The organism is Nostocoides vanveenii, from assembly GCF_039531165.1.
GTDB lineage: Bacteria > Actinomycetota > Actinomycetes > Actinomycetales > Dermatophilaceae > Nostocoides_A > Nostocoides_A vanveenii.
Genome location: NZ_BAAAPN010000014.1, coordinates 15,315 through 34,589 on the forward strand (window position 1 = coordinate 15,315; position 19,275 = coordinate 34,589).

Annotated in this window: 18 protein-coding genes; 14 read left to right on the top strand and 4 right to left on the bottom strand. The window is 65.4% G+C overall.

Annotation, left to right across the window (positions count from 1 at the left end; translation table 11 throughout):
- The first annotated feature begins 62 nt into the window (after nt 1-62).
- The 6 genes from ABD209_RS02355 to ABD209_RS02380 all read left to right on the top strand — a co-directional run bounded on the left by ABD209_RS02355 (nt 63) and on the right by ABD209_RS02380 (nt 3,673).
- Nucleotides 63-1,655 carry a S10 family peptidase gene (locus ABD209_RS02355; protein WP_344061565.1) on the top strand — a complete coding sequence of 531 codons (1,593 nt, stop codon included), beginning with the start codon at nt 63-65 and terminating at the stop codon, nt 1,653-1,655.
- A 30-nt stretch (nt 1,656-1,685) separates the two neighbouring features.
- Nucleotides 1,686-2,009, top strand: coding sequence for a rhodanese-like domain-containing protein (locus tag ABD209_RS02360; protein ID WP_344061568.1), 324 nt, complete (start codon nt 1,686-1,688; stop codon nt 2,007-2,009).
- Between the two features lie 42 nt (nt 2,010-2,051).
- Nucleotides 2,052-2,594, top strand: coding sequence for a DUF3806 domain-containing protein (locus ABD209_RS02365; RefSeq protein ID WP_344061571.1), 543 nt, complete (start codon nt 2,052-2,054; stop codon nt 2,592-2,594).
- On the top strand, nt 2,594-3,103 hold the full coding sequence (locus ABD209_RS02370) for a YidH family protein (RefSeq protein ID WP_344061574.1): 510 nt from the start codon (nt 2,594-2,596) through the stop codon (nt 3,101-3,103). Before ABD209_RS02365 ends, ABD209_RS02370 begins: the two co-directional genes overlap by 1 nt.
- Entirely contained in the window at nt 3,100-3,423 is a 324-nt protein-coding gene (locus tag ABD209_RS02375) for a hypothetical protein (RefSeq protein WP_324386597.1), read from the top strand. The genes ABD209_RS02370 and ABD209_RS02375 overlap by 4 nt, the downstream gene beginning before the upstream one ends.
- A gap of 64 nt (nt 3,424-3,487) precedes the next feature.
- Entirely contained in the window at nt 3,488-3,673 is a 186-nt protein-coding gene (locus ABD209_RS02380; RefSeq protein WP_344061577.1) for a hypothetical protein, read from the top strand.
- Nucleotides 3,674-3,882: 209 nt separating this feature from the next.
- On the opposite strand, the gene ABD209_RS02385 is transcribed toward ABD209_RS02380, so the two are convergent.
- From ABD209_RS02385 to ABD209_RS02395, 3 genes are all read right to left on the bottom strand, one after another.
- Nucleotides 3,883-5,568, bottom strand: coding sequence for an HNH endonuclease signature motif containing protein (locus tag ABD209_RS02385; protein WP_344061580.1), 1,686 nt, complete (start codon nt 5,566-5,568; stop codon nt 3,883-3,885).
- Nucleotides 5,569-5,680: 112 nt separating this feature from the next.
- Nucleotides 5,681-6,244 carry a PadR family transcriptional regulator gene (locus tag ABD209_RS02390; RefSeq protein WP_344061583.1) on the bottom strand — a complete coding sequence of 188 codons (564 nt, stop codon included), beginning with the start codon at nt 6,242-6,244 and terminating at the stop codon, nt 5,681-5,683.
- Entirely contained in the window at nt 6,244-6,684 is a 441-nt protein-coding gene (locus tag ABD209_RS02395) for a nuclear transport factor 2 family protein (RefSeq protein WP_344061586.1), read from the bottom strand. Before ABD209_RS02395 ends, ABD209_RS02390 begins: the two co-directional genes overlap by 1 nt.
- Nucleotides 6,685-6,884: 200 nt before the next feature.
- Here ABD209_RS02395 and ABD209_RS02400 point away from each other — a divergent pair, with 200 nt between their 5' ends.
- The gene (locus ABD209_RS02400; protein WP_344061590.1) at nt 6,885-8,147 is read left to right on the top strand and encodes an ATP-binding protein; all 1,263 of its coding nucleotides are present in this window, start codon (nt 6,885-6,887) and stop codon (nt 8,145-8,147) included.
- A 401-nt stretch (nt 8,148-8,548) separates the two neighbouring features.
- On the opposite strand, the gene ABD209_RS02405 is transcribed toward ABD209_RS02400, so the two are convergent.
- Complete coding sequence (locus tag ABD209_RS02405; protein WP_344061593.1) at nt 8,549-8,797, bottom strand: hypothetical protein; 249 nt, start codon at nt 8,795-8,797, stop codon at nt 8,549-8,551.
- A 221-nt stretch (nt 8,798-9,018) separates the two neighbouring features.
- Here ABD209_RS02405 and ABD209_RS02410 point away from each other — a divergent pair, with 221 nt between their 5' ends.
- The 7 genes from ABD209_RS02410 to ABD209_RS02440 all read left to right on the top strand — a co-directional run bounded on the left by ABD209_RS02410 (nt 9,019) and on the right by ABD209_RS02440 (nt 19,196).
- The gene (locus ABD209_RS02410) at nt 9,019-9,828 is read left to right on the top strand and encodes a DUF7255 family protein (protein ID WP_344061595.1); all 810 of its coding nucleotides are present in this window, start codon (nt 9,019-9,021) and stop codon (nt 9,826-9,828) included.
- A gap of 113 nt (nt 9,829-9,941) precedes the next feature.
- A complete protein-coding gene (locus ABD209_RS02415) occupies nt 9,942-11,711 on the top strand; it encodes a hypothetical protein (RefSeq protein WP_344061598.1) in 1,770 nt (589 codons plus the stop codon).
- 212 nt (nt 11,712-11,923) lie between these two features.
- Entirely contained in the window at nt 11,924-14,533 is a 2,610-nt protein-coding gene (locus tag ABD209_RS02420; RefSeq protein WP_344061601.1) for a type I restriction endonuclease subunit R, read from the top strand.
- A 26-nt stretch (nt 14,534-14,559) separates the two neighbouring features.
- Nucleotides 14,560-15,810, top strand: coding sequence for a restriction endonuclease subunit S domain-containing protein (locus ABD209_RS02425; protein WP_344061603.1), 1,251 nt, complete (start codon nt 14,560-14,562; stop codon nt 15,808-15,810).
- 277 nt (nt 15,811-16,087) lie between these two features.
- Nucleotides 16,088-16,708: a hypothetical protein gene (locus ABD209_RS02430; protein ID WP_344061606.1), complete on the top strand. Its 621-nt coding sequence runs from the start codon at nt 16,088-16,090 to the stop codon at nt 16,706-16,708.
- A complete protein-coding gene (locus ABD209_RS02435; RefSeq protein ID WP_344061609.1) occupies nt 16,705-17,712 on the top strand; it encodes a uracil-DNA glycosylase in 1,008 nt (335 codons plus the stop codon). The genes ABD209_RS02430 and ABD209_RS02435 overlap by 4 nt, the downstream gene beginning before the upstream one ends.
- A complete protein-coding gene (locus tag ABD209_RS02440) occupies nt 17,709-19,196 on the top strand; it encodes a class I SAM-dependent DNA methyltransferase (protein ID WP_344061612.1) in 1,488 nt (495 codons plus the stop codon). Before ABD209_RS02435 ends, ABD209_RS02440 begins: the two co-directional genes overlap by 4 nt.
- Nucleotides 19,197-19,275 lie beyond the last annotated feature (79 nt).

Sequence of the window (19,275 nt, forward strand, 5' to 3'; positions counted from 1 at the left end):
TCGCCCCGGTCATCTCGGCCATTCACCCGGCATCCCGGCTCGGCCGCTCGTAGGGTAGCCAGATGCCTGACGACACTCGGACCGGTCCCGACGACGCACCGCTGCCCCCTGCGTCGATTGGCCCGGGCGGACCGCCGGCCGTGACCTCGACGCGGACGTCGACCGTCAAGGAGACCCGGACGACTGCGTCCGCCACCGAGCCGGTCGACGATGTGGTGACGACACGGCATACGATCGCAGTTGGCGGAAAGTCGTTGTCCTACAAGGCAACCGCCGGACGCGTCGTGCTGCGCGAGGAGAAGTACGAGGACGGTGTCTACGCCGGTCATCAGCCGGTTGCCGAGGTCTTCCTGACGTCCTATGTCGCCGACGGCGACGCGGACACCGCTCCGTCGACGCGCCCGGTGGCCTTCGTCTTCAACGGCGGCCCCGGGAGCTCGAGCGTATGGCTGCACCTCGGCCTCCTCGGCCCGCGCCGAGTGCTCGCCGGGGATGTCGACGCGCCGGCGGCGCCGCCATACAGGCTTATCGACAATGCCGAGACCTTGCTGGCGCACTGCGATCTGGTGTTCATCGACCCGGTGTCGACGGGCTATTCGCGCGCGGTCTCGGGTGGCAAGCCCAAACCCTTCCACGGCTATACCGGCGACATCGCGTCGATCGGCGAGGTCATTCGCCTCTGGACATCGCGCGAGAAGCGTTGGCTGGCACCGAAGTTCGTCATCGGCGAGTCCTATGGCACGCTTCGTGGCACCGCGCTCGCCGAGCACCTGCAGAGCACGTTCGGGATGTATCTCAACGGGCTGGTGCTGATCTCTAGTGTGCTCGACCTGAGCTCGATCGACTTCGAGGAGCAGCGCAATGACCGAGCGCACGCGCTCTATCTGCCCTTCTATGCGGCGACCGCGCACCGGCACGGCAAGCACCCCGGACGGACGTTGGAGGAGGTTGTCGATGAGGCGCAGGCATACGCCGATCGCGACTATCCCTATGTGCTGGCGCGCGGTTCGCGCCTGACCGGTGATGAGCGCACCGCTGCTGTGGCGACACTGGCGCGCCTGACCGGGCTCAGCCCGGACTATGTCGACCGGGCCGATCTGCGGATCGAGCACTGGCGCTATTTCGGGGAGTTGCTGCGCGATCAGCGACTGACGGTCGGGCGGCTGGATGCGCGCTTCAACGGACCGGCGGCGAGCGCGATCGCCGAGAGCATGGACGCCGACCCATCGATGGACGCCATCGACGGCGCGTATGCCAGCGCCATCAACCACTATGTGCGCGCCGAGCTCGGCTACGAGAACGACCTGCGGTATGAGCACATCACCGACCGCGTGCACCCGTGGTCGTACCAGGAGTTCGAGGGGCGGCCGATCGACGTCTCGCCCCTGCTGGAGCGGGCGATGCGCGCAAACCCGCACCTGCGCGTCCACGTGGCCTTCGGGATCTACGACGGGGCCACGCCGCCGGCAGCGGCCGAGGAGGTGCTGGCCAAGTTGCGCCTGCCGGAGGCGCTGCGCGGCAATATCGAGCGGGCCTACTACCCCGCCGGACACATGATGTATGTCCACGAGGAGTCGCGGGTGAGGCAAAGTGCCGATCTGGCCGACTTCGTTCGGCGCTCGTCGGATGCATCAGCCGAGCCAGTGCGGCCCTGAGCCATGAGACCCACCGAGGAGAATGTCGCCATGGACGAAATGCGTGAAGTGACCGTCGCGGAGTTGCCCGATGATGCTCGGATCCTCGATGTGCGCGAGAACGACGAGTGGGCCGCCGGTCGTGCTCCCGGGGCCGTGCACATTCCGATGACCGAGCTGCTGGCTCGACTGGGCGACCTCCCGGACACCGATCCCGTGTTCGTCATCTGTCGTTCCGGCGGCCGATCGGCGCGCGTTGTCGCGTGGTTGGAAGGCAATGGCTTCGACGCGGTCAATGTGGCCGGCGGGACGCTGGCGTGGGCCGCGGCGGGCAAGCCGCTTGTGGGGGACGGGGACACGGCATACGTGAAGTAGCGGGCCCCGGCGAAGGGGCGGCTGCGTCACTAAGGTGGGCTTATGGGGCTCTTTCGGCGATCGGGCAATGGCGACGGCGACACGTCGGCGGGTGAGGCAAACGCGGGTGTGAGCCGCTTCCACGAGACCGATGACAGCCTCGTTGACGGTGACGGAATGGGGCCGTTGCGGCCCCGCGACCGCGGCCTAGGTGAGCAAGAACGCGCGCGGATCGCGGCCGGACTTGCCGCGCTCGGTTCGGCCGGCGTGGACATCGCCGACCTCGACGCGATTGGTGCGGCGTATGACGCGACCTATGCCGCGTGGCGCGACACCGCTAAGCGCAAGCGGGAGAACCACGATGCCCTCGTCGAGCAGTTCGCGATCGGGCTCGGGGAGCATCTGACGCGGCATACGGACCTGCGGTGGCGCATCGTGACCGATGTCTTCGGGACCGATCTGGCGATCGCGGATCAGCGTGAGGGCGACTTCGTCGTCGTGCCGGGCAATCTCGTGGCGTCGCGGTGGATGCGTGGGGAGACCGGGTGGCTGCCCGGAGTCGCGCGGCATCTGATCCGCGTGCGGGGCGAGAGCACCGCCTCCTGATGTCCCGGGGTGCTGGTGGGATCTCGGACGGGGGTCAGGCGCCTGCCCAGGGTGCTCATGAAGCCGCCCCCAAGGACCACGGCACCAAACCCGCACCCAGCCCGGCGACGCTGGCCGCGCTGAACGCCGAGCCGGTGGGGCGGCTCGGGCGAATGGAGCGGCGGATCCTCGGCCCTGGCCGCGAGCCCGATCCGCGCTACAGCCTGGCCAACGAGCGGACGTTCCTTGCCTACATCCGCACCGCGTTGACACTCCTCGGTGGCGGGGTGGCGGTCGAGGCCTTCGCCGGGGATGCGATCGCGTTGGTCGCGCGCCGTGCGCTCGCCCTTGGACTGGTCTGCCTGGGCATGGCGATCTCGGCGGCCGCCTCCTATCGCTGGGTGACTTTGGAGCGGTCGATGCGCCTCGGCCGGCCGTTGCCGCTGAATCCGATCGGCTTCGTGCTCGCCATCGGCGTCACTCTCGCCGCCATCGCTCTCGCGGTCTCGATCGTCTTGGCACCCTCATGAGCCGGGCCGCCGCGAGTCCCTGGGACGGGGACAGCGGGCTGGCTCGAGAGCGATCGGATCTGTCGTGGGGTCGCACCATGCTGGCGGTGTTGACGGTAACTGGGTTGTTTCTGCGGTGGATCCCCGCGCACGGTCTGGCCACCGTCGTGCCGATGGGGCTGGGCGTGGTGGCGGCCTTCGGGTTGCAGGTCTTGCGCCGTCGGCGCCGGCTCGAAGTGTTGGGCGGGCACGGCAGCGCGGCCGAGGAGGTCCTCGGATTGGCGGCGCTGGTCTGCCTGGTCGGATTGGCCGCGCTGATCCTGATAGCGCTGGGGATCTGACGCCGGCCGGCCGTATCTGGTGGGCGCCGCAGGGTGTCGACGCCGGTGTCGAGGATCGGTCCTGTTGGTCGCGGCCGGGCTGGATGCGTTCCACGGAAGCGGCACCGATCAACACGGGGTCAACGACCCGTTGATCGGATGGTTACGTGAGATCACCGAGGCGACCGGCGCGCAACGTGCGGCGATCCCGAATGTCCATGACCGGCTCAGTTCCTACGCCCCTTCGGCCTCGGAGTCTGCCAAAGCGTGAACGGGTAGGACCTTCGGAAGTCCGCGTCGGAAGTCCACGTCATGGCGCTCTCCCGTCGCCTCGATCAGGCGCTCGGCAGCCACATTGGTTAACGACCGGTCCGAGTCCCTGGGTCCGCAACCACGCGACATGCGCGGCGTGAGAGTGGAGTGGTCTTCGTCGGAGTCGCGGTAGTACGTCACCCCAAAGGGCCCGGCGTCGCTGCCCAGTCAGGCGCCGCGAAGCGATGTCGCTCGGAATCGCGATAGAAGCGGACCCAGTTCAGGTCGAGGTGTTCGCCGAGCGGGCCGCGATAACTCGCGCCTTCCGTTCGGCTCGCCCAGTGGCTTGTGGTCGCGGCATCCTCGACGTCCGCAGCGCGGCCAGCGGCCGAGCCGGGAGCTGAGTCCGGGACGGGGTGGTGGGGGTTGGACCTGGATCGGTCGGCCCCGATCGTCGTGGAAAACGAATGGGCACAACACACCGTCGCCGTGACGCGCGCTGCCGCCGTGATGCCGGTCGTCGGCGGCGATCGCGCCCGCGCTAGAAGTCGGCTTGGCGGGCGTGATGGTGAAGGCACCCTGGTGGTGGCCGGTGTGGTGGTGGGGGCAGAGGCAGATCAGGTTGTCGTAGTCGGTGCCGCCGCCGTCTTCCCAATGGTGGAGGTGATGGATCTCGACAAACCGGGTCGCCGGGCAACCGGGGTATGCACAGCCCCGGTCGCGGTCTTCGACCAGGCGGCGGGTCCGAGCCGGAATCCCGCGTTGGGTGCGTCCGACGTTGACGGGTTTGCCGTCGCGTTCGAGGATGACAGCGTGCGCGCTGATGCAGGCATACCGATCGGCGAGGTGTCGCGGGATCGCGCCGCGAGCGTTGAGCCACGCTCCGCCGATGTCGAGGTGGAGGTAAATGCGGTAACGATCTGCGCGCGAGACGGGCTCGACCGTGGCCAGTGACCGATTCGCGATCTCGGCGAGCGCGTCGGCCGGCCCGGCCCGGGTTTCACCTGCGGTGAAGAGGGCATCTTTGGCCTCCTTTAACGCTTGCTCGAGTAGTGCACCGAGGTCAGCGGGGAGATCCCCCTGCACATAGAAGCGCCCCCGATCCCACCAGGTCATCAGGCGCCCCGGCAGACTGGCCCGGGCCGCGGTCTCGGACAACACCGGCTCCTCCTCGGTGCCAAGACCGAAACCGAGACCTGCGAATGGCCTGCCGGACGGTGCATCTGCCTCGTCCGGAGACGGACCGGCATCCTGCGCCGGATCCCCTGAGTGCTCGGCTGCCTCAGTGTCAGCGGACATCCCCTCGCCGCCCGAGTCGGCTTCGTCGTCGCCACCCTGGCCGGCCGACCCGGGTGCGGGGACGCCGTTGGGGTAGACGCTGAGGTCACCGCAAAAGTCGCTCGTGGTCGCGCGATCGGCCGTCGTCCAAGCCGTCTCCGGTTCGACCTGATTGTCAGTATCGCCCTCGGTGTCGACAGTCTCGAAGGGATAACGGGACAGCGCTCGACGCAGCTGGGCGACCGTCAACTTGGGGGCCAACTCGACCACCGACGCCTCATAGGACGCGGGCACATGCCGAGCGATGACCGCCGCCTGGTCCAAAGACAATTGGCCCTCATCGAGCAACCGAATCATCAACAGCAGCATGCTCGCTCGCCGAGCGAGCGCGACCGCCTGCCCCGCCGTCGCGGCAGCCAGTCCAGCCCGCAGTGCCAGCCAGTGCTCTGGCGACCGGACTCCGCCATGCGCACCCCAGTCATCCGCCGCGATGACTGACACCGTCACTGCGACCAAAGCGGCATACAGCCGGTTCAACCCGCCCGCGAGATCATTTGCCCGCACCCATGGGCTTGACGAATCGACCGGCGTCATAGCCGTCAGCACCGCTGCCTCGCCCATCTCAACCCCCGCCAAACGACCCTGCTGTGAGTCACCCCCTGTGACCCACCCGAAGGAAGGTTATCGTACATACGTTCGATTCACAAGGTGCGCGCCAAGAATTCTTGCCTGCTAATCGCCGGAGGCATCAGTCGCAGGCGGGCCCTCGCGCATCGAGCACGCGGATCGCCCACGCGCACCATTCGATGTTCTCGCGCTCGAAAGTGATCCCCCGGCGCAGCGTCAGATAGGGGCCGATCCGGGTCGCCGCGCGCAGGAAGGAGTCCTCTTCGCGGCCGTCCAGCAGCCGATCGCGCAATTGCTCGAAACGTTGCAGCCTCTCTCGGGCGATGGCCAACCGCTCGACGAGGTGCCCGCTGACCAGATCGGGCTCCACGATGTCCACGGCCTGTACCTGCACGAGCAGGTCGTCTCGGATGGCAGACGGCTTGGCCTCCTGTGCCACAAACGCGCGCAAAGCATCGACCCCCGCAGGTGTCAGCTGGAAAACGCGCTTGTTGGGCCGCTTAGCCTGCTCGACCAGACGCGCCTCGACCAGACCGTCGGCCTCCATGCGCTCCAACTCGCGGTAGAGCTGCTGGGGCGCGGCCATCCAGAAGTTGGCGATCGAGCCGTCGAACGTCTTGGCCAGGTCATAGCCCGACGACTCGCCGTCGAGAAGAGTGGCCAGAATCGCGTCGCGCAGCGCCATCACGTCAGCCTAGGCGGCGTTGACTCGTCAATCCGTTGCCTAGCCTCGAGCTCGGCGATCGCCTCGGCCTGGATCCGGCCGAATTGCTCACCCATGGCGGCCGAGAGGGCGTGGGCGCCCTGCAGTGGGCGCACCATCACCATGAGGTCGACGATCTTGCCGTCGCCATCGGTGCGAATGAAGTCGCAGCCGTTCACGACCTTGCCGTCCACCGTCGCCTCGAAGACGAGCGCGGAATCTCGCCCGCCGGCATCGACGATCTCGCGGACGTAGTGGAAGTCCTCGAACACCCGCAGGACCCCGCGCAGGATCGCTGCCGTGATCGGCTTGCCGTCATAGGGCGTGAACGCCACCGGGCTCGTGAAACGCACGTCATCGGCCAGCAGGTCGGCAATGGCGTCGAGATCGCGCGCCTCGACGGCCGCTCGGAAGGCGTGCATGGCATGCTCCTTAGGCAACTCGTTGACTAGTCATGAATATAAGCAGGGCGCGTATGCCGTGTCCACGGGTTCCGCGTCACGCGGGCGCCGGCGGCGCGCACACTCCCCACGCCTGCGTACCCCGAGTCCATGAGTTCCGCGCCACGCGCGTGTATGTCGTGCTCTCACGTAATCCTTAGACGCCCGCATACGATGCCCGCGTGGACCCGATCCGGAACCCTTATGCCCCCGGCGCCGGCCAGCGCCCGCCCGAGCTCGCCGGGCGCGATGAGCAGCTACAGACCTTCGACGTGGTGCTGCAGCGGGTGGCAAAAGGGCGCCCCGAGCGCTCGCTGATCCTGACCGGATTGCGGGGTGTCGGAAAGACGGTGCTGCTCAACGCCCTTCGCGGCCAAGCCGTCCGAGCCGGTTGGGGCACAGGGAAGTTCGAGGCCAGACCGGACCAGACCCTGCGCCGCCCGATCGCGGCGGCCGCCCACGTCGCGGTGCGTGAGCTCGGGCATACACAAGCCGATCAGGTCGACCACGTCCTCGGCGTCATCAAATCCTTCGCGCAGCGCGACACCGCGCCTAATGCCAAGTTGCGCGACCGCTGGAACCCCGGTATCGATGCGAGTGCCGTTCCTGGACGGGCGGATTCGGGCGATATCGAGATCGACCTGGTCGAGCTCTTCACCGACATCGGTGGTCTCGGTGCGGACCTTGGGCGCGGGGTCGCGATCTTCATCGACGAGATGCAGGACCTCGGGCCTGAGGACATCTCGGCGCTATGCGCGGCCTGTCACGAGATCTCTCAGGCCTCGCTGCCCGTCCTCGTCGTCGGCGCCGGGCTGCCCCACCTCCCGGCCGTCCTCTCGGCCTCAAAGTCTTACTCCGAGAGGCTATTCCGGTATGCCCGCATCGATCGCCTAGAGCGTGACGCCGCCGCTGCAGCGCTGAGCGTGCCGGCCGCGGACGAGGACGCCGCCTTCACCCCGGACGCGCTCGACCACATGTATGCGGTGACGGGCGGGTATCCCTATTTCATCCAGGCATACGGCAAGGAGGTCTGGGATGTCGCGCCGGCGACACCGATCACCGACGCAGATGTGCGCGTCGCCGTGCCACGCGCCGAGGCCGAGCTCGCCGTCGGCTTCTTCGGCAGCCGGTATGAGCGCGCCACACCCGGTGAGCGCGACTACCTGCGCGCCATGGCTTCGGTTGCGCTCGTCGACCTGGACGGCGCGGTCGTCGGCGGGCCGGTCGAGAGCGACTCGGGCTCCGCGGCATACGGCTCCAGCCTGACGATCGAACTCGACGCCATGGCCACGGCCGACGTCGCGAAATGGCTTGGGAAGCAACCACAATCGCTCTCTCCCGCCCGCGACGCCCTCTTGAAGAAGGGCTTGATCTACTCGACCGAACGGGGCAAAGTCGCCTTCACCGTCCCCCACTTCGGCCGCTACCTGCGCGAGCACCCCTGATTGTCGGCCGCTGTCGGCCGCGTCGAAAAATGAGAGTGGGACGAGGACTCTGAGAGTCGGTGAGAGTAGCGGCGCGCCTGCACGGCCACTTTGAGAGTGCGGGAGCCGTCAGGAGACTCAGCACGCGGGCGGCCGCTGCCGACCAGTTGGAGCCGGTCGGCGACCAAGTCAGTTCACGGATCTCCCTCGGCGCGAACTCACCCAAGAGCGGCTCTGTCGGCCTACTTGATGGGGCCCAAATGATGCAGTCCCTCGCAACGTGTCAGCGGGGAGCGATTCTGAGATTTACCGGTGAGTTCGAGACGGCGTGAGACGGATCGGCACTTCTGCGGCGGATTTTGAGACGCCAGCGGCGGATTTTGAGACGGACTACCAGTCAGATCCCTCCCGCTGCGTTGGGGTCAACTCCCTACAGCGGGTTTTGGAGCGAGCAGGCCAGCGATGGCACCGATGCAGGTACCAGCCAAGCCGGACAGCAGACTGGGTGGTTCCTTGCCCTGGATTGCGAGGTAGCCGATCAGCGCAACCAAGACACCCCCGAGGACCGCAAGGGTGACCAGCGCAACCTGTCGCTCGATGGCGGCAGCGGGTCGCCGGGGGATCACTATGTAGGCCCACTGCATGGCGCCCATCACTTCTCGCTGCGTCACCCCTCGTCTACGCAGCTCTGCGTAGACGTCCTCATCAGCGACTTCCTCAATCTCTCGTATGAAGCGGAGGGTAGGGCCGACCACTGACACCACCGGCGAATCAGTGCAGGCGCTCGCCTGATTCCTTCTGGTGGGTCACCAGTGGACGGTGACAGTTCGGGACGTCCGTTGTCGTTTGCTGCGGCATCCTGAGGTGATGACAGCGAGAGCGAGCAGCCCCCATGCCGGTCGGTGACTGCCAGCGCGGCTTCGCAGCGGCAGCCGAGGCAGATGGCGTGCAACTCGGGCCGTCGCGGTTGCCGTGGATCAACCAGCGTGGCCACTTAGGCCTGCCACCGGAGGGACGCGTCGCAAGGGCGCCCCTTGAGGCGATCTTCATCGCCTTGGGCGGCGACTCCGCTGCACAGGCGGCCAAGCGCACCACGCCGCTGACGGGCGATTTCACGGAGGCAAGCACGGGCACCCTCATCGAGATCGACGAGTCGCAGCATTTCACCTCGTTCCGCGCGCTGTCGCTACGCCTGTATCCCTCGGACGTGCGAGTGAGTTTCGACCTGAACCACTACATGGATTTGTGCCGTGAGCTGGCACCGCGCTCAGATCGCTACCGAGCGTCGAAGGCTGCGGTCGGGTTCGGCCCTGGAGGACGCCAGCGCCAGCGTGCCTACCACGACGCCCTCCGGGACTTTGCGGCTCCAGCCTGTGGTCGTCCGCCCGTCATCCGAGTGGCTGTGCTCGATAACGATGGCGCCGGAGCATACAACCGCGAACGGGATCGAATCCGGGACCTCCTTGCCGACGGTTGTCAGCAGGGGGCGCCTGACTCCGACCCGCCCGATCTCGCCGCATCGATCGAGGAGTTGAGGTCGCTCCTGCAGGCCTTCGACGACGTTGAAACCGAGGCGATGTCTGCTCCGTTCCATGCCCACGCCTACAACGAGCTGGATATCGCCGGACGTGCCGTCATCGATGCGTTCGACGCTCAGGCACGTCTGGAATCTCCAACCGTGGACCCTCGCGGGAGGGGCTGATGCGAGTCGCACCCGTCCTCGAGACGGAGGCCAGATTGCCGCTTAGGGTTGCGATCCATGAGCGCTGGTGTCAATGCAGGCGAGGCGCCAGCAACGCCTTGGAGGAATGACGGATGAGAGACACGTCGGATCTTGCGGACATGAGCGGGCCAGAGGACGGCGTCGAGAGCCGCGGGGGACTTGTGCCCGCGACGGCCGAAGCCGCCACCGGCCACCCTGACACCGAGGCCGTATCAACGGTGATCGCGGAGATGCTGCCTGGGGTCGCCTTGGTCTTCGGTGAGGTTCCCACTGAGCTCGAACTAGATCTGATCGACCTCGGCCTCGTGTCTTCCGCCGACCGCACGCAGTTGTCGTCGGTGCTGGGGGTCGTTGGCAACACCGCGACCGTGGCTGGCAACGCGGGATCAGCCCTGGCAAGCGTGCAGGGGCTATACCGAGTCAATGACGCGACTCGAGCGATGCTCGAAGCCGGTGCGAAGCTTGCCGTCAAGGACGGCGCCAACCTGGGCGCCATGGTGACGTCCAACGGCTTGGCTCAAGCTCGATTCATCCCCGTAACCGGCCTTACCGCGGCACAGACAGCTGCGGCCGTCGGCCCAGCCGTCGCCACAATCGCACTGCAAATGCAGCTGAGCGAGATCACGTCGCTGGTCAAGAGCAACTATGCGCTAACCGGACACGTGCTTGCCTCTATCCAACGAGGACAGCGCGCCGAACTGGCTGGGCTTGTCGAAGCCATTGAGTTGGCCGTGGTGCGGGCCAAGGAACTCGAGTGCGTTCCCGCTTCTCTTTGGGAGGATGTGGCGGGCAAGGGGTCTGACCTGCGGGCCGCGCGAAACCTCTACCGGGAGAATGTTCGCGGGCATATTGCCCAACTCCGCACAATCGAAGGCCGTGCAAGGCGTGACTACTTGCACGCTCAGGCCGAGGCCATCACCTTCGATGCGACGGCGCTCCTGCTGTCTCTGAAGGCTTGGACGGGGTATCAGGCTCTCCAAGCGGGCAAAGCAAGGACGGTGGGCCGCGACGACCCGCACGAGACGAAGCTCGTCGGTCTGATCGCGCGGGACACCCGTACCGAGCTCTCCTCGGCACTGGACGAGACGCGGGGCTTGGTCGATGCACTCACCCGTGAGCTTCGCCTTGTTGCCGAGCTCCCTGGGCGACAGTCTTTGTCGCAGCGACTGCCGGGTGCACGTGGAGATTTGAAGGTGGCCCGCCAAACCACGGCCCGGCTACTTGAAGGGATCACGCCTCTTGCTGAGGCCCTCCGTCCGCAGCCCAAGCCGCTCGCGACGCCCGCCTTGATGTGTACGGACCCGAGCGTTGACGTGGCCTCGTACCTGCGGGTCCTGCGCTGGTTCCTTGACGACGACGAGGATGTTCGTGTTCTCGCCCTAGCGGATCGCACTTCCGCGACCGGGGCCATCTCGGCGGCCGTCGGCGGAGCCATGGACAGACTCTCTGCCGCTCGGGACAAACCGATCGCAAAGACTCTGGTCGTCGTCACAAATCGGCGCGTGCTCACCGCCGACTCCCTGGACTTCCTGGAACAAGGCGACGTGAACGGCGACGTGCCCATCGACCGCGTCAGGTACGTGCGGTCGCTGCCGCCGAGCTATGCCGGGGAACCCGCCGTGGTGGACCTCATCACGAGGGACGACAACCATCGTTGGACCTTCCCTGCGTCTGTTGCATCGGCGAAGGTGAATGAACTCGCTGCGGTGCTCGGGGAGGCAATGAATCTGCCAGACGAAGAACGCGTAGCCCTGCAAGGGGTGGGTCGGTCAAAGGCCGCGATCAATGAGCACAACGGCGTGGTTGACGAGCCATTCGAGTCGGCGGACCAACCCCGTGCCGCCGAGGGTGCGTCGGGCTGACGCTGGTCAACCCGTCGTACCCGGGACGGAATTGCGATCGCGCCTTAGGGTTGCGCTTAGTGAATACCGGTAATGGGGATCCAAAGTTGGCGGCGGAGCAGCGCGCGCGTGTGCTGATCGACCGCCAGCTTGCTGATGCTGGGTGGTCAGTTCAGGACAAGGGAAGCCTTGATCTGATCAATCAAGAGGGAGTCGCCTGCCGAGAGGTCGTGATGAAGCAGGGCCACGGTCGTGCTGACTATCTGTTGTATGTCGGTAGGAAGGTCGTCGGCGTCATCGAGGCCAAGCCTCAGGGCACGACCCTGTCCGGGGTCGAGTGGCAGTCGGCCATGTACGCCAGCGGCTTGCCAAAAGACGCCCAGCTCAAGGCGATCACGGTGGAGGGTCGGCTGCCCTTCGTCTTCGAGGCAAGCGGCTCAGAGACGCACTTCACCAACGGGTATGACCCCAACCCGAGGGCGCGGCGGATCTTCAACTTCCCCAAGTCATCAACGCTGGCCAAGGTCATCCGAGACGCCGAAGCTGATCCGGACAAACCCACCTGGCGGGCAAAGGTCCAGCACCTTCCTGTGCTGGGCGAGTCGCCCCTTCGCCCGGCCCAGATCACCGCGATCAAGGGCCTCGAGTCGAGCCTCAAAGATCAGCACTTCGACCGTTCCCTCGTGCAGATGGCCACTGGAGCCGGCAAGACCTTCACAGCAGTCACCACGGCATACCGGCTCCTGAAGTTCGGTGGCTTCCGGCGAATTCTGTTTCTCGTCGACCGCAACAACCTCGCCGAGCAAACCATCGCCGAGTTCCAGAACTACCGGACCCCCGACGACGGGCGCCGGTTGACTGAGATCTACAACGTCGACAAGCTCACGAGCGCTGGAATGCTGGGCTCGTCCGACGTCGTCGTCTCGACGATCCAGCGTGTGCACTCAGTCCTGCGGGGAAAGGAAGTCACGGAGGGCGACGACCCGAACCTCGATGACTTCGTCCCCGATGCGCCAGTCACCGTCTCCTACTCAAGCGCCCTGCCGCCGGAGGCTTTCGATCTGGTCATCGTCGATGAGGCCCACCGCTCCATCTACGGGGTGTGGCGCGGCGTCTTGGAGTACTTCGACGCCCACGTCATCGGTCTGACTGCAACACCGGGGAAGCAGACCTTCGCCTTCTTCAGGCAGAACCTCGTCTCTGAGTACACCTACCCTCAGTCCGTCGCCGACCGGGTCAACGTCGACTTCGACCTGTACCGAATCCGCACCCAGATCAGCGAACAGGGTGGCGCGATCGAGGCCGGCACCATCGTCCCCAAGATCGACCGACGCACACGCAAGGAGCGTCTCGAGGCGATCGAGGAGGACTTCGAGTACACCCACAAGCAACTCGACCGCGCAGTCACCGCCAAGTCCCAGATCCGCCTCGTCCTCGAGACTTTTCGCGACAGGCTGTTCACCGAGATCTTCCCGGGCCGCTCCACCGTCCCCAAGACGCTGATCTTCGCCAAGGACGATGCCCATGCCGAGGAGATCGTCACCACGGCGCGTGAGGTCTTCGGCAAGGGCAACGACTTCGCCGCGAAGATCACGTATGCCGCCCGCGACCCTCGTGGCCAGCTCCAGGCCTTCCGCACCTCGCCCTCCTTGCGGATCGCAGTCACCGTCGACATGATCGCCACCGGGACAGACGTCAAACCGCTCGAATGCGTCTTCTTCATGCGGGACGTCCGTTCGGCCCAGTACTTCGAGCAGATGAAGGGTCGCGGTGCCCGCACTATCGCGCCCGCGGACTTCCAGTCCGTGACCCCAGACGCGTCGGCGAAGACTCGGTTCGTCATCGTCGATGCGGTGGGTGTCACCGAGCACGAGTTCGTCGACCCGCCCCTGAACCGGGAGAAGGGGGTCTCGCTCAAGAAGTTGCTCGACAAGGCCGCCACACTCACCCTCACCGAGGACGAGACCGCCACTCTCGCCTCCCGCCTCGCCAAACTGGAGCTGGAGTTGACGCCGGACGAGCGTGCTGAGCTCGACGAGGTCGCTGGACGACCCGTTCGGGACATCGTGCGTGGGCTCGTCGACGCTGTCGATCCAGACACTCAAGCCAAGGCGCTCGAGGGAGCGACTGACCCGGACCTCGCCCGCCGCGAGCTCCTGGAGCGAGCCGTCGAACCCGTTGCTGGCAGCCCCGAACTGCGCACTCGAATCCTCGAACTGCGCGCGACGCACGACCGGGTTGTGGACGAGGTCAACCGCGATGTTCTCCTGGACGCGTTTGGCGTGATCGATCCCAGTCGCGCCAAAGCGGTCGTCGAGTCGTGGTCGAAATACCTGACCGAGCACCGCGATGAGATCACGGCCATCCAGCTCGCCACAGAAGCGAAGGTGCTACGCGTTCCGTTCGCGGACATTCAGGAGCTAGCGGACAGGATCTCCCGACCGCCGTACAACTGGACCCCAGACATCATCTGGAACGCGTACGAAGCCATCGACGCCGGCCGAGTCCGTCACAGCGATCGACACACCCTGACGGATCTGGTGTCCCTGCTGCGCTATACCGTCGGCGTCGACAACGAGCTCGTCCCGTATTCCGCACGGGTCCAGGAGCGGTATGCCGCGTGGCTGGCTCAGCAGGAGCAGGCCGGAACCGAGTTCTCGCCCTTGGAGAGGTGGTGGCTGGACCGCATGGTGGAAGTGATTGCGTCCTCGGCCGGCATCAGCCTCGAGGATCTCGACCGATCCCCCTTTACGGATAACGGTGGCATCGACGGCGCCCTCCGCGACCTCGGCGACCGCGCTGGCGACCTCCTCGACGAACTCAACACGGAGCTCACCGCGTGAGTTGGCCTATCGTCACACTCGGGGCCTTGGCGGCTCCGCACAAGGGATCGATCACAGATGGTCCATTCGGCTCAAACCTCGCACGGCAGCACTACCGTGATTCCGGTCCCCGTGTCGTTCGGCTTCAGAACATCGGGGACGGCGTCTTCATCGACAACCCGGCGCACATCGATCACGAGCACTTCACGACGTTGCGGAGGCACGAAGTCATCGCAGGCGACCTACTAGTCGCTTCGCTGGGCGAAGTACTTCCCCGGGCGTGTCTGATGCCAGCAGGGCTTGGACCAGCAATCGTCAAAGCCGACTGCATCCGCGTTCGTCTCCGTGACGACGTCGACCCGCGATGGGTCAACTACTCCCTTCAACGTCCCGCGACGCGGAAGTGGGCAGAAGGACGTCGTCATGGCGTGGGCCGCCCGCGGCTTGGTCTCAAAGGGATTCGCGAGATACCTATTCCTTTGCCATCACTTCGCGACCAGCGTCGGTTCGTCGAGATCCTTGAGGATCACCTCTCCCACCTCGACGCGGGCCAAGCCTCACTGCGCAATGCAGACGTACGGATGAACGGCCTGGTGGCGTCCCGGATCAACTCGCTCCTGGACACGGCCGACGGTCAAGAGGTTGCACTCGGCACCCTTGCTCAGTCAGTCAGGAACGGCATCTTCGTGTCGCGGGCCTCGACCGAGCCGACGGGAGTGCCGATCCTCCGCATCGGAGCGGTACGCCCTTTGGCTTTGAATCTGAGCGACCTTCGCTACTCCGGTCGCGGTGCCTCGGACTTGATGGCGAGCGACGCCCTGCTTGATCCAGGGGACCTCCTGTTCACTCGCTACAACGGAAATCCGCGGTTCGTGGGTGCCTCCGCCGTCGTCGACCGTCGCCTGCTGCCGTTGACATACCCTGACAAGTTGATTCGCGTTCGTGTTGACCAGGCCCGGGCGATTCCGGAGTTCGTCTGCTACGCCACCAACTTTGGGCGCGGCCGACGACAGATCGATGCCAAGCTCAAAACGAGCGCGGGGCAGGTCGGCATCTCAGGGGGAGAACTCAAGACAATCTCGATCGGCATCCCCCGCTTGGAGATTCAGCAAGGGGTGGTCGATCGAGTGCAAAAGATCCTTGATGCTCGGTCTCGACTCAAGTCGGGGCTCGAAAAGTCGCTCTCACGGTCCGAAGATCTGCGGCGCGCAGTCCTATCTTCGGCTTTCGAGGGAAAGCTCACCGGGCGGAGTGCCGACCAAGAAGTCATTGAGAGCGTTGCTGATGTCCAACGCTGACAGGCTTATCGCAGCGCTACGCGCAAGTCGCGTTCCGCTGGATGACGACGACCTCGCGCGGCGCTGCGGGATCTCACCACGCCAACAGGTGAACCAGATCTGTAGGCGCTTGGAGGCTCAGGGGGTCCTGACTCGCAGCATCGGACCTTCGGGAAAACTGGTGAATGCGATCCAGGACCGTGAAGGCCGGCTTTGTCTCTGTAGCTGCGGTGGGTCCACCGGTCGCAACTACCAGCCCGGGCATGACGCTAGGCACGCCGCTCAGGTGGGTCGCGCCATGGCTAGCGAACGGGATCTCACGGAACAGCAGCGCCAGGAAATCCTTCAGCGTCTGCCCAGCGACGCGCTCCGAGCTAAAGCGCTGGCGATCGCTTCAGGTGCGGCGGCCAGGGCGCCCCGGTCCGCCGAATCGATCGAGGACTCGGCGGCGCTGGACATCGCGAAGGTGGCGCCCCCACTTGCTGTGGCTGCTGGAAGTTCACACGAACAGAGAAGTGCTGAGCGCGTGATGCTGGGCCTGCTTGGTGAGCGCCTCGGCACGGTCCTGTCTCCCCGTCGGCTGACTCATGCGTCCGGCGCGTACGTGGAGGTGGACGGGGCCAGCCCTGACTTGCGCGTCCTCGTCGAGTGTTGGGCGCACCAGGGATCAGCCAAGGTTGCCCAGAAGTACAAGCTGGTCAACGATGCAACCAAACTCGCGTGGATCGCCAAGAGTTTGGAACCGTCTCCGGAGCGTCTGATTCTCTGCGTCTCCGATCAACTCGCTGTCGCCCATTTGCGAGGCCGCTCCTGGCAGGGCGCCGCCATCAGGGACCTTGGTGTGGAGATCGAAGTTGTGGACCTCCCAGTGGAACTGATCGAAACGATCCTGAGTGCCCAGAAGAGGCAGTACCGATGATCGACGTTCCCCAAGCGCAGATCGAATGGGCGCATCGCTACGACGGCTACCAGCGGCTTGCCTCATCACCCGAGCAAGTCGAGGAACTCATCCGGCAGGGGCGACGCTCGTTCGAAGCTCGTCGTCGAGTGCCTGAATGGTGCGGCGTCGACTTGTTACGTGGATGGGCGTTCTACCTGGTCCGGGCCGACCGTCATGCCGGCGGTGGCACGCTCGGCGAGGAGTGGCTCGCAGTTCTCGAAAGAGTCCGCACGCACCCGTCGTCGACAGCAGCAGACCGGCCCCCGACCCTCAGCTCGAACAGTTTGGTGCTACCGACCTCGTTCTCGACCGTTCCGAAGATGCACAAGGACTCTGCCTTCCTCGCCGCGAAGCAGGCTCGGTGGTGGGAGGAGCATGTGGCGCCGGTCAACGCGTTCGCAGACCAGATCCACGACGAGATCGCCGAAGAGTGGGCCCACGAGCGTGGCGACGACGCTCCGCCTGTTTTCGTCCCTTTCGTCGATCCCGACTCCGGCGGTGTTGCGGCTCGCGTCCTGTTCTTGCTTGAGTCGCCAGCGGGGCCGGCCGCGTTAGGTTCCCGGATGCTCTCGGCCGACAACAACGACGAGACTGCCAAGAACGTCTGGCTCGGCTACCAAGCCAGCGAAATGCCCCGCACGTACGGGCTCCACTGGAATGCGGTGCCTTGGTACGTCGGCGATGGCAAGAGGAACAAGGGTGTGACCCCGGCTGAAGTGGAACGAGGGCGTGTGTACCTCAAGGGGCTCCTCGACCTTGCACCCGACATTCGCGTCGTACTCGCGCTGGGGAAGCCAGCACAAGCCTCGATCGGACCGCTAGACAGCGAACTACGAGCCCGCCGGATCGTTGTCGTCAAAGCGCCTCACCCAAGCCCAAGGCTGGCGGCGACCACGCGGGGCAAGTCCTTGGAAGAGTTCAACGCCGCTGTTGCTGAGGCCCATAAGCATGTTCGGGCAACCGAAGGAGATGAACTCGCGTGACGGATGCGCGCCGCCTGGTCGACAAGCTGTGGTCGTACTGCGATGTGCTTCGCGACGACGGCGTCGGTGTCATTGAGTACACCGAGCAGCTCACCTATCTGCTGTTTCTCAAGATGGCGCACGAGCGCGCGACTCGGAGGCTCAAGCCCCAGCAGATCGTGCCCGAGGAGTACTCCTGGCAGCGTCTCCTCGACGCTCAGGGTGATCAGCTCGAACTCGAGTACACCCACATCCTTACGGCCTTGGCGCGCCAGCCCGGTGTGATCGGGACGATCTTCCGCAAGGCACAGAATCGGATCCAGGATCCAGCCAAGCTCAAGCGTCTCGTGGTCGACCTCATCGACAAGGAGAACTGGAGCCAGACCGGCACCGACATCAAGGGCGACGCCTATGAGGACCTGCTGAGCAAGGGTGCCTCCGACAAGGGCTCTGGTGCCGGCCAGTACTTCACCCCGCGGGCCTTGATTCAGGCGATCGTGGACGTCATCCAGCCGAGTGTGGACGATACGGTGGTGGACCCGGCGTGTGGCACTGGCGGCTTCCTCCTCGTTGCTCACGAGCACGCGGAAAAGGGCGCCGAGTCGATGACGCCCACTCAGCGCACCAAACTCCAAGATGACTTGGTCCGCGGCTACGAGCTCGTCGATGGCACAGCTCGATTGGCAGCGATGAACCTGCTGCTTCACGGGATGGGTACGGCCGACGGGGACTCACTGATTGATGTCCGCGACTCCCTGATCGCCGACCCGGGTGAGCGTTGGAGTGTGGTTCTGTCGAATCCGCCGTTCGGCAAGAAATCCTCGCTCACCATGGTCGGCGCCGACGGCCGTGAGGTGCGCGAAGACCGAGAGATCGAGCGCCAAGACTTCGTCGCGACGACGAGCAACAAGCAACTGAACTTCGTCCAGCACATCATGACGATCCTCGACACCAACGGTCGTGCGGCAGTTGTCCTTCCCGACAACGTCCTCTTCGAGGGTGGTGCCGGCGAGACGATCCGCCGGAAGCTGCTGACCGACTTCGACCTGCACACCATGCTGCGCCTGCCGACCGGCATCTTCTATGCCCAGGGCGTCAAGGCCAACGTTCTCTTCTTCGACAAGAAGGTGGCTAGGCCTGACCGACCGTGGACCGAGAAGCTCTGGGTCTACGACCTCCGCACCAACAAGCACTTCACGCTCAAGCAGAACCCGCTCACGAGAGCCGATCTCGACGACTTCGTCACGGCATACAAGTCGACAGCGACGCGAGCACAGCGCGAGGAAAGTGAACGCTGGAAGGCCTTCACGTACGACGACATCACGGCACGGGACAAGGCCAACCTCGACATCACTTGGCTGCGCGACGAGTCGCTCGAGGACCTTGACAACTTGCCGTCACCTGATGTGCTCGCCCGAGAGATCGTCGAGGACCTTTCCGCCGCTCTCGCCGAATTCGAAGCAGTAGCAACGGCTTTGGAGGAGCAGCTCAGCCAACCGCGCTGAGACCCTTCCGGCAGAGGACGATTACCGGTATGTTCACGGGACGGCTCGTCACGCCGGATCCAAGGTGGATCGACAGTGA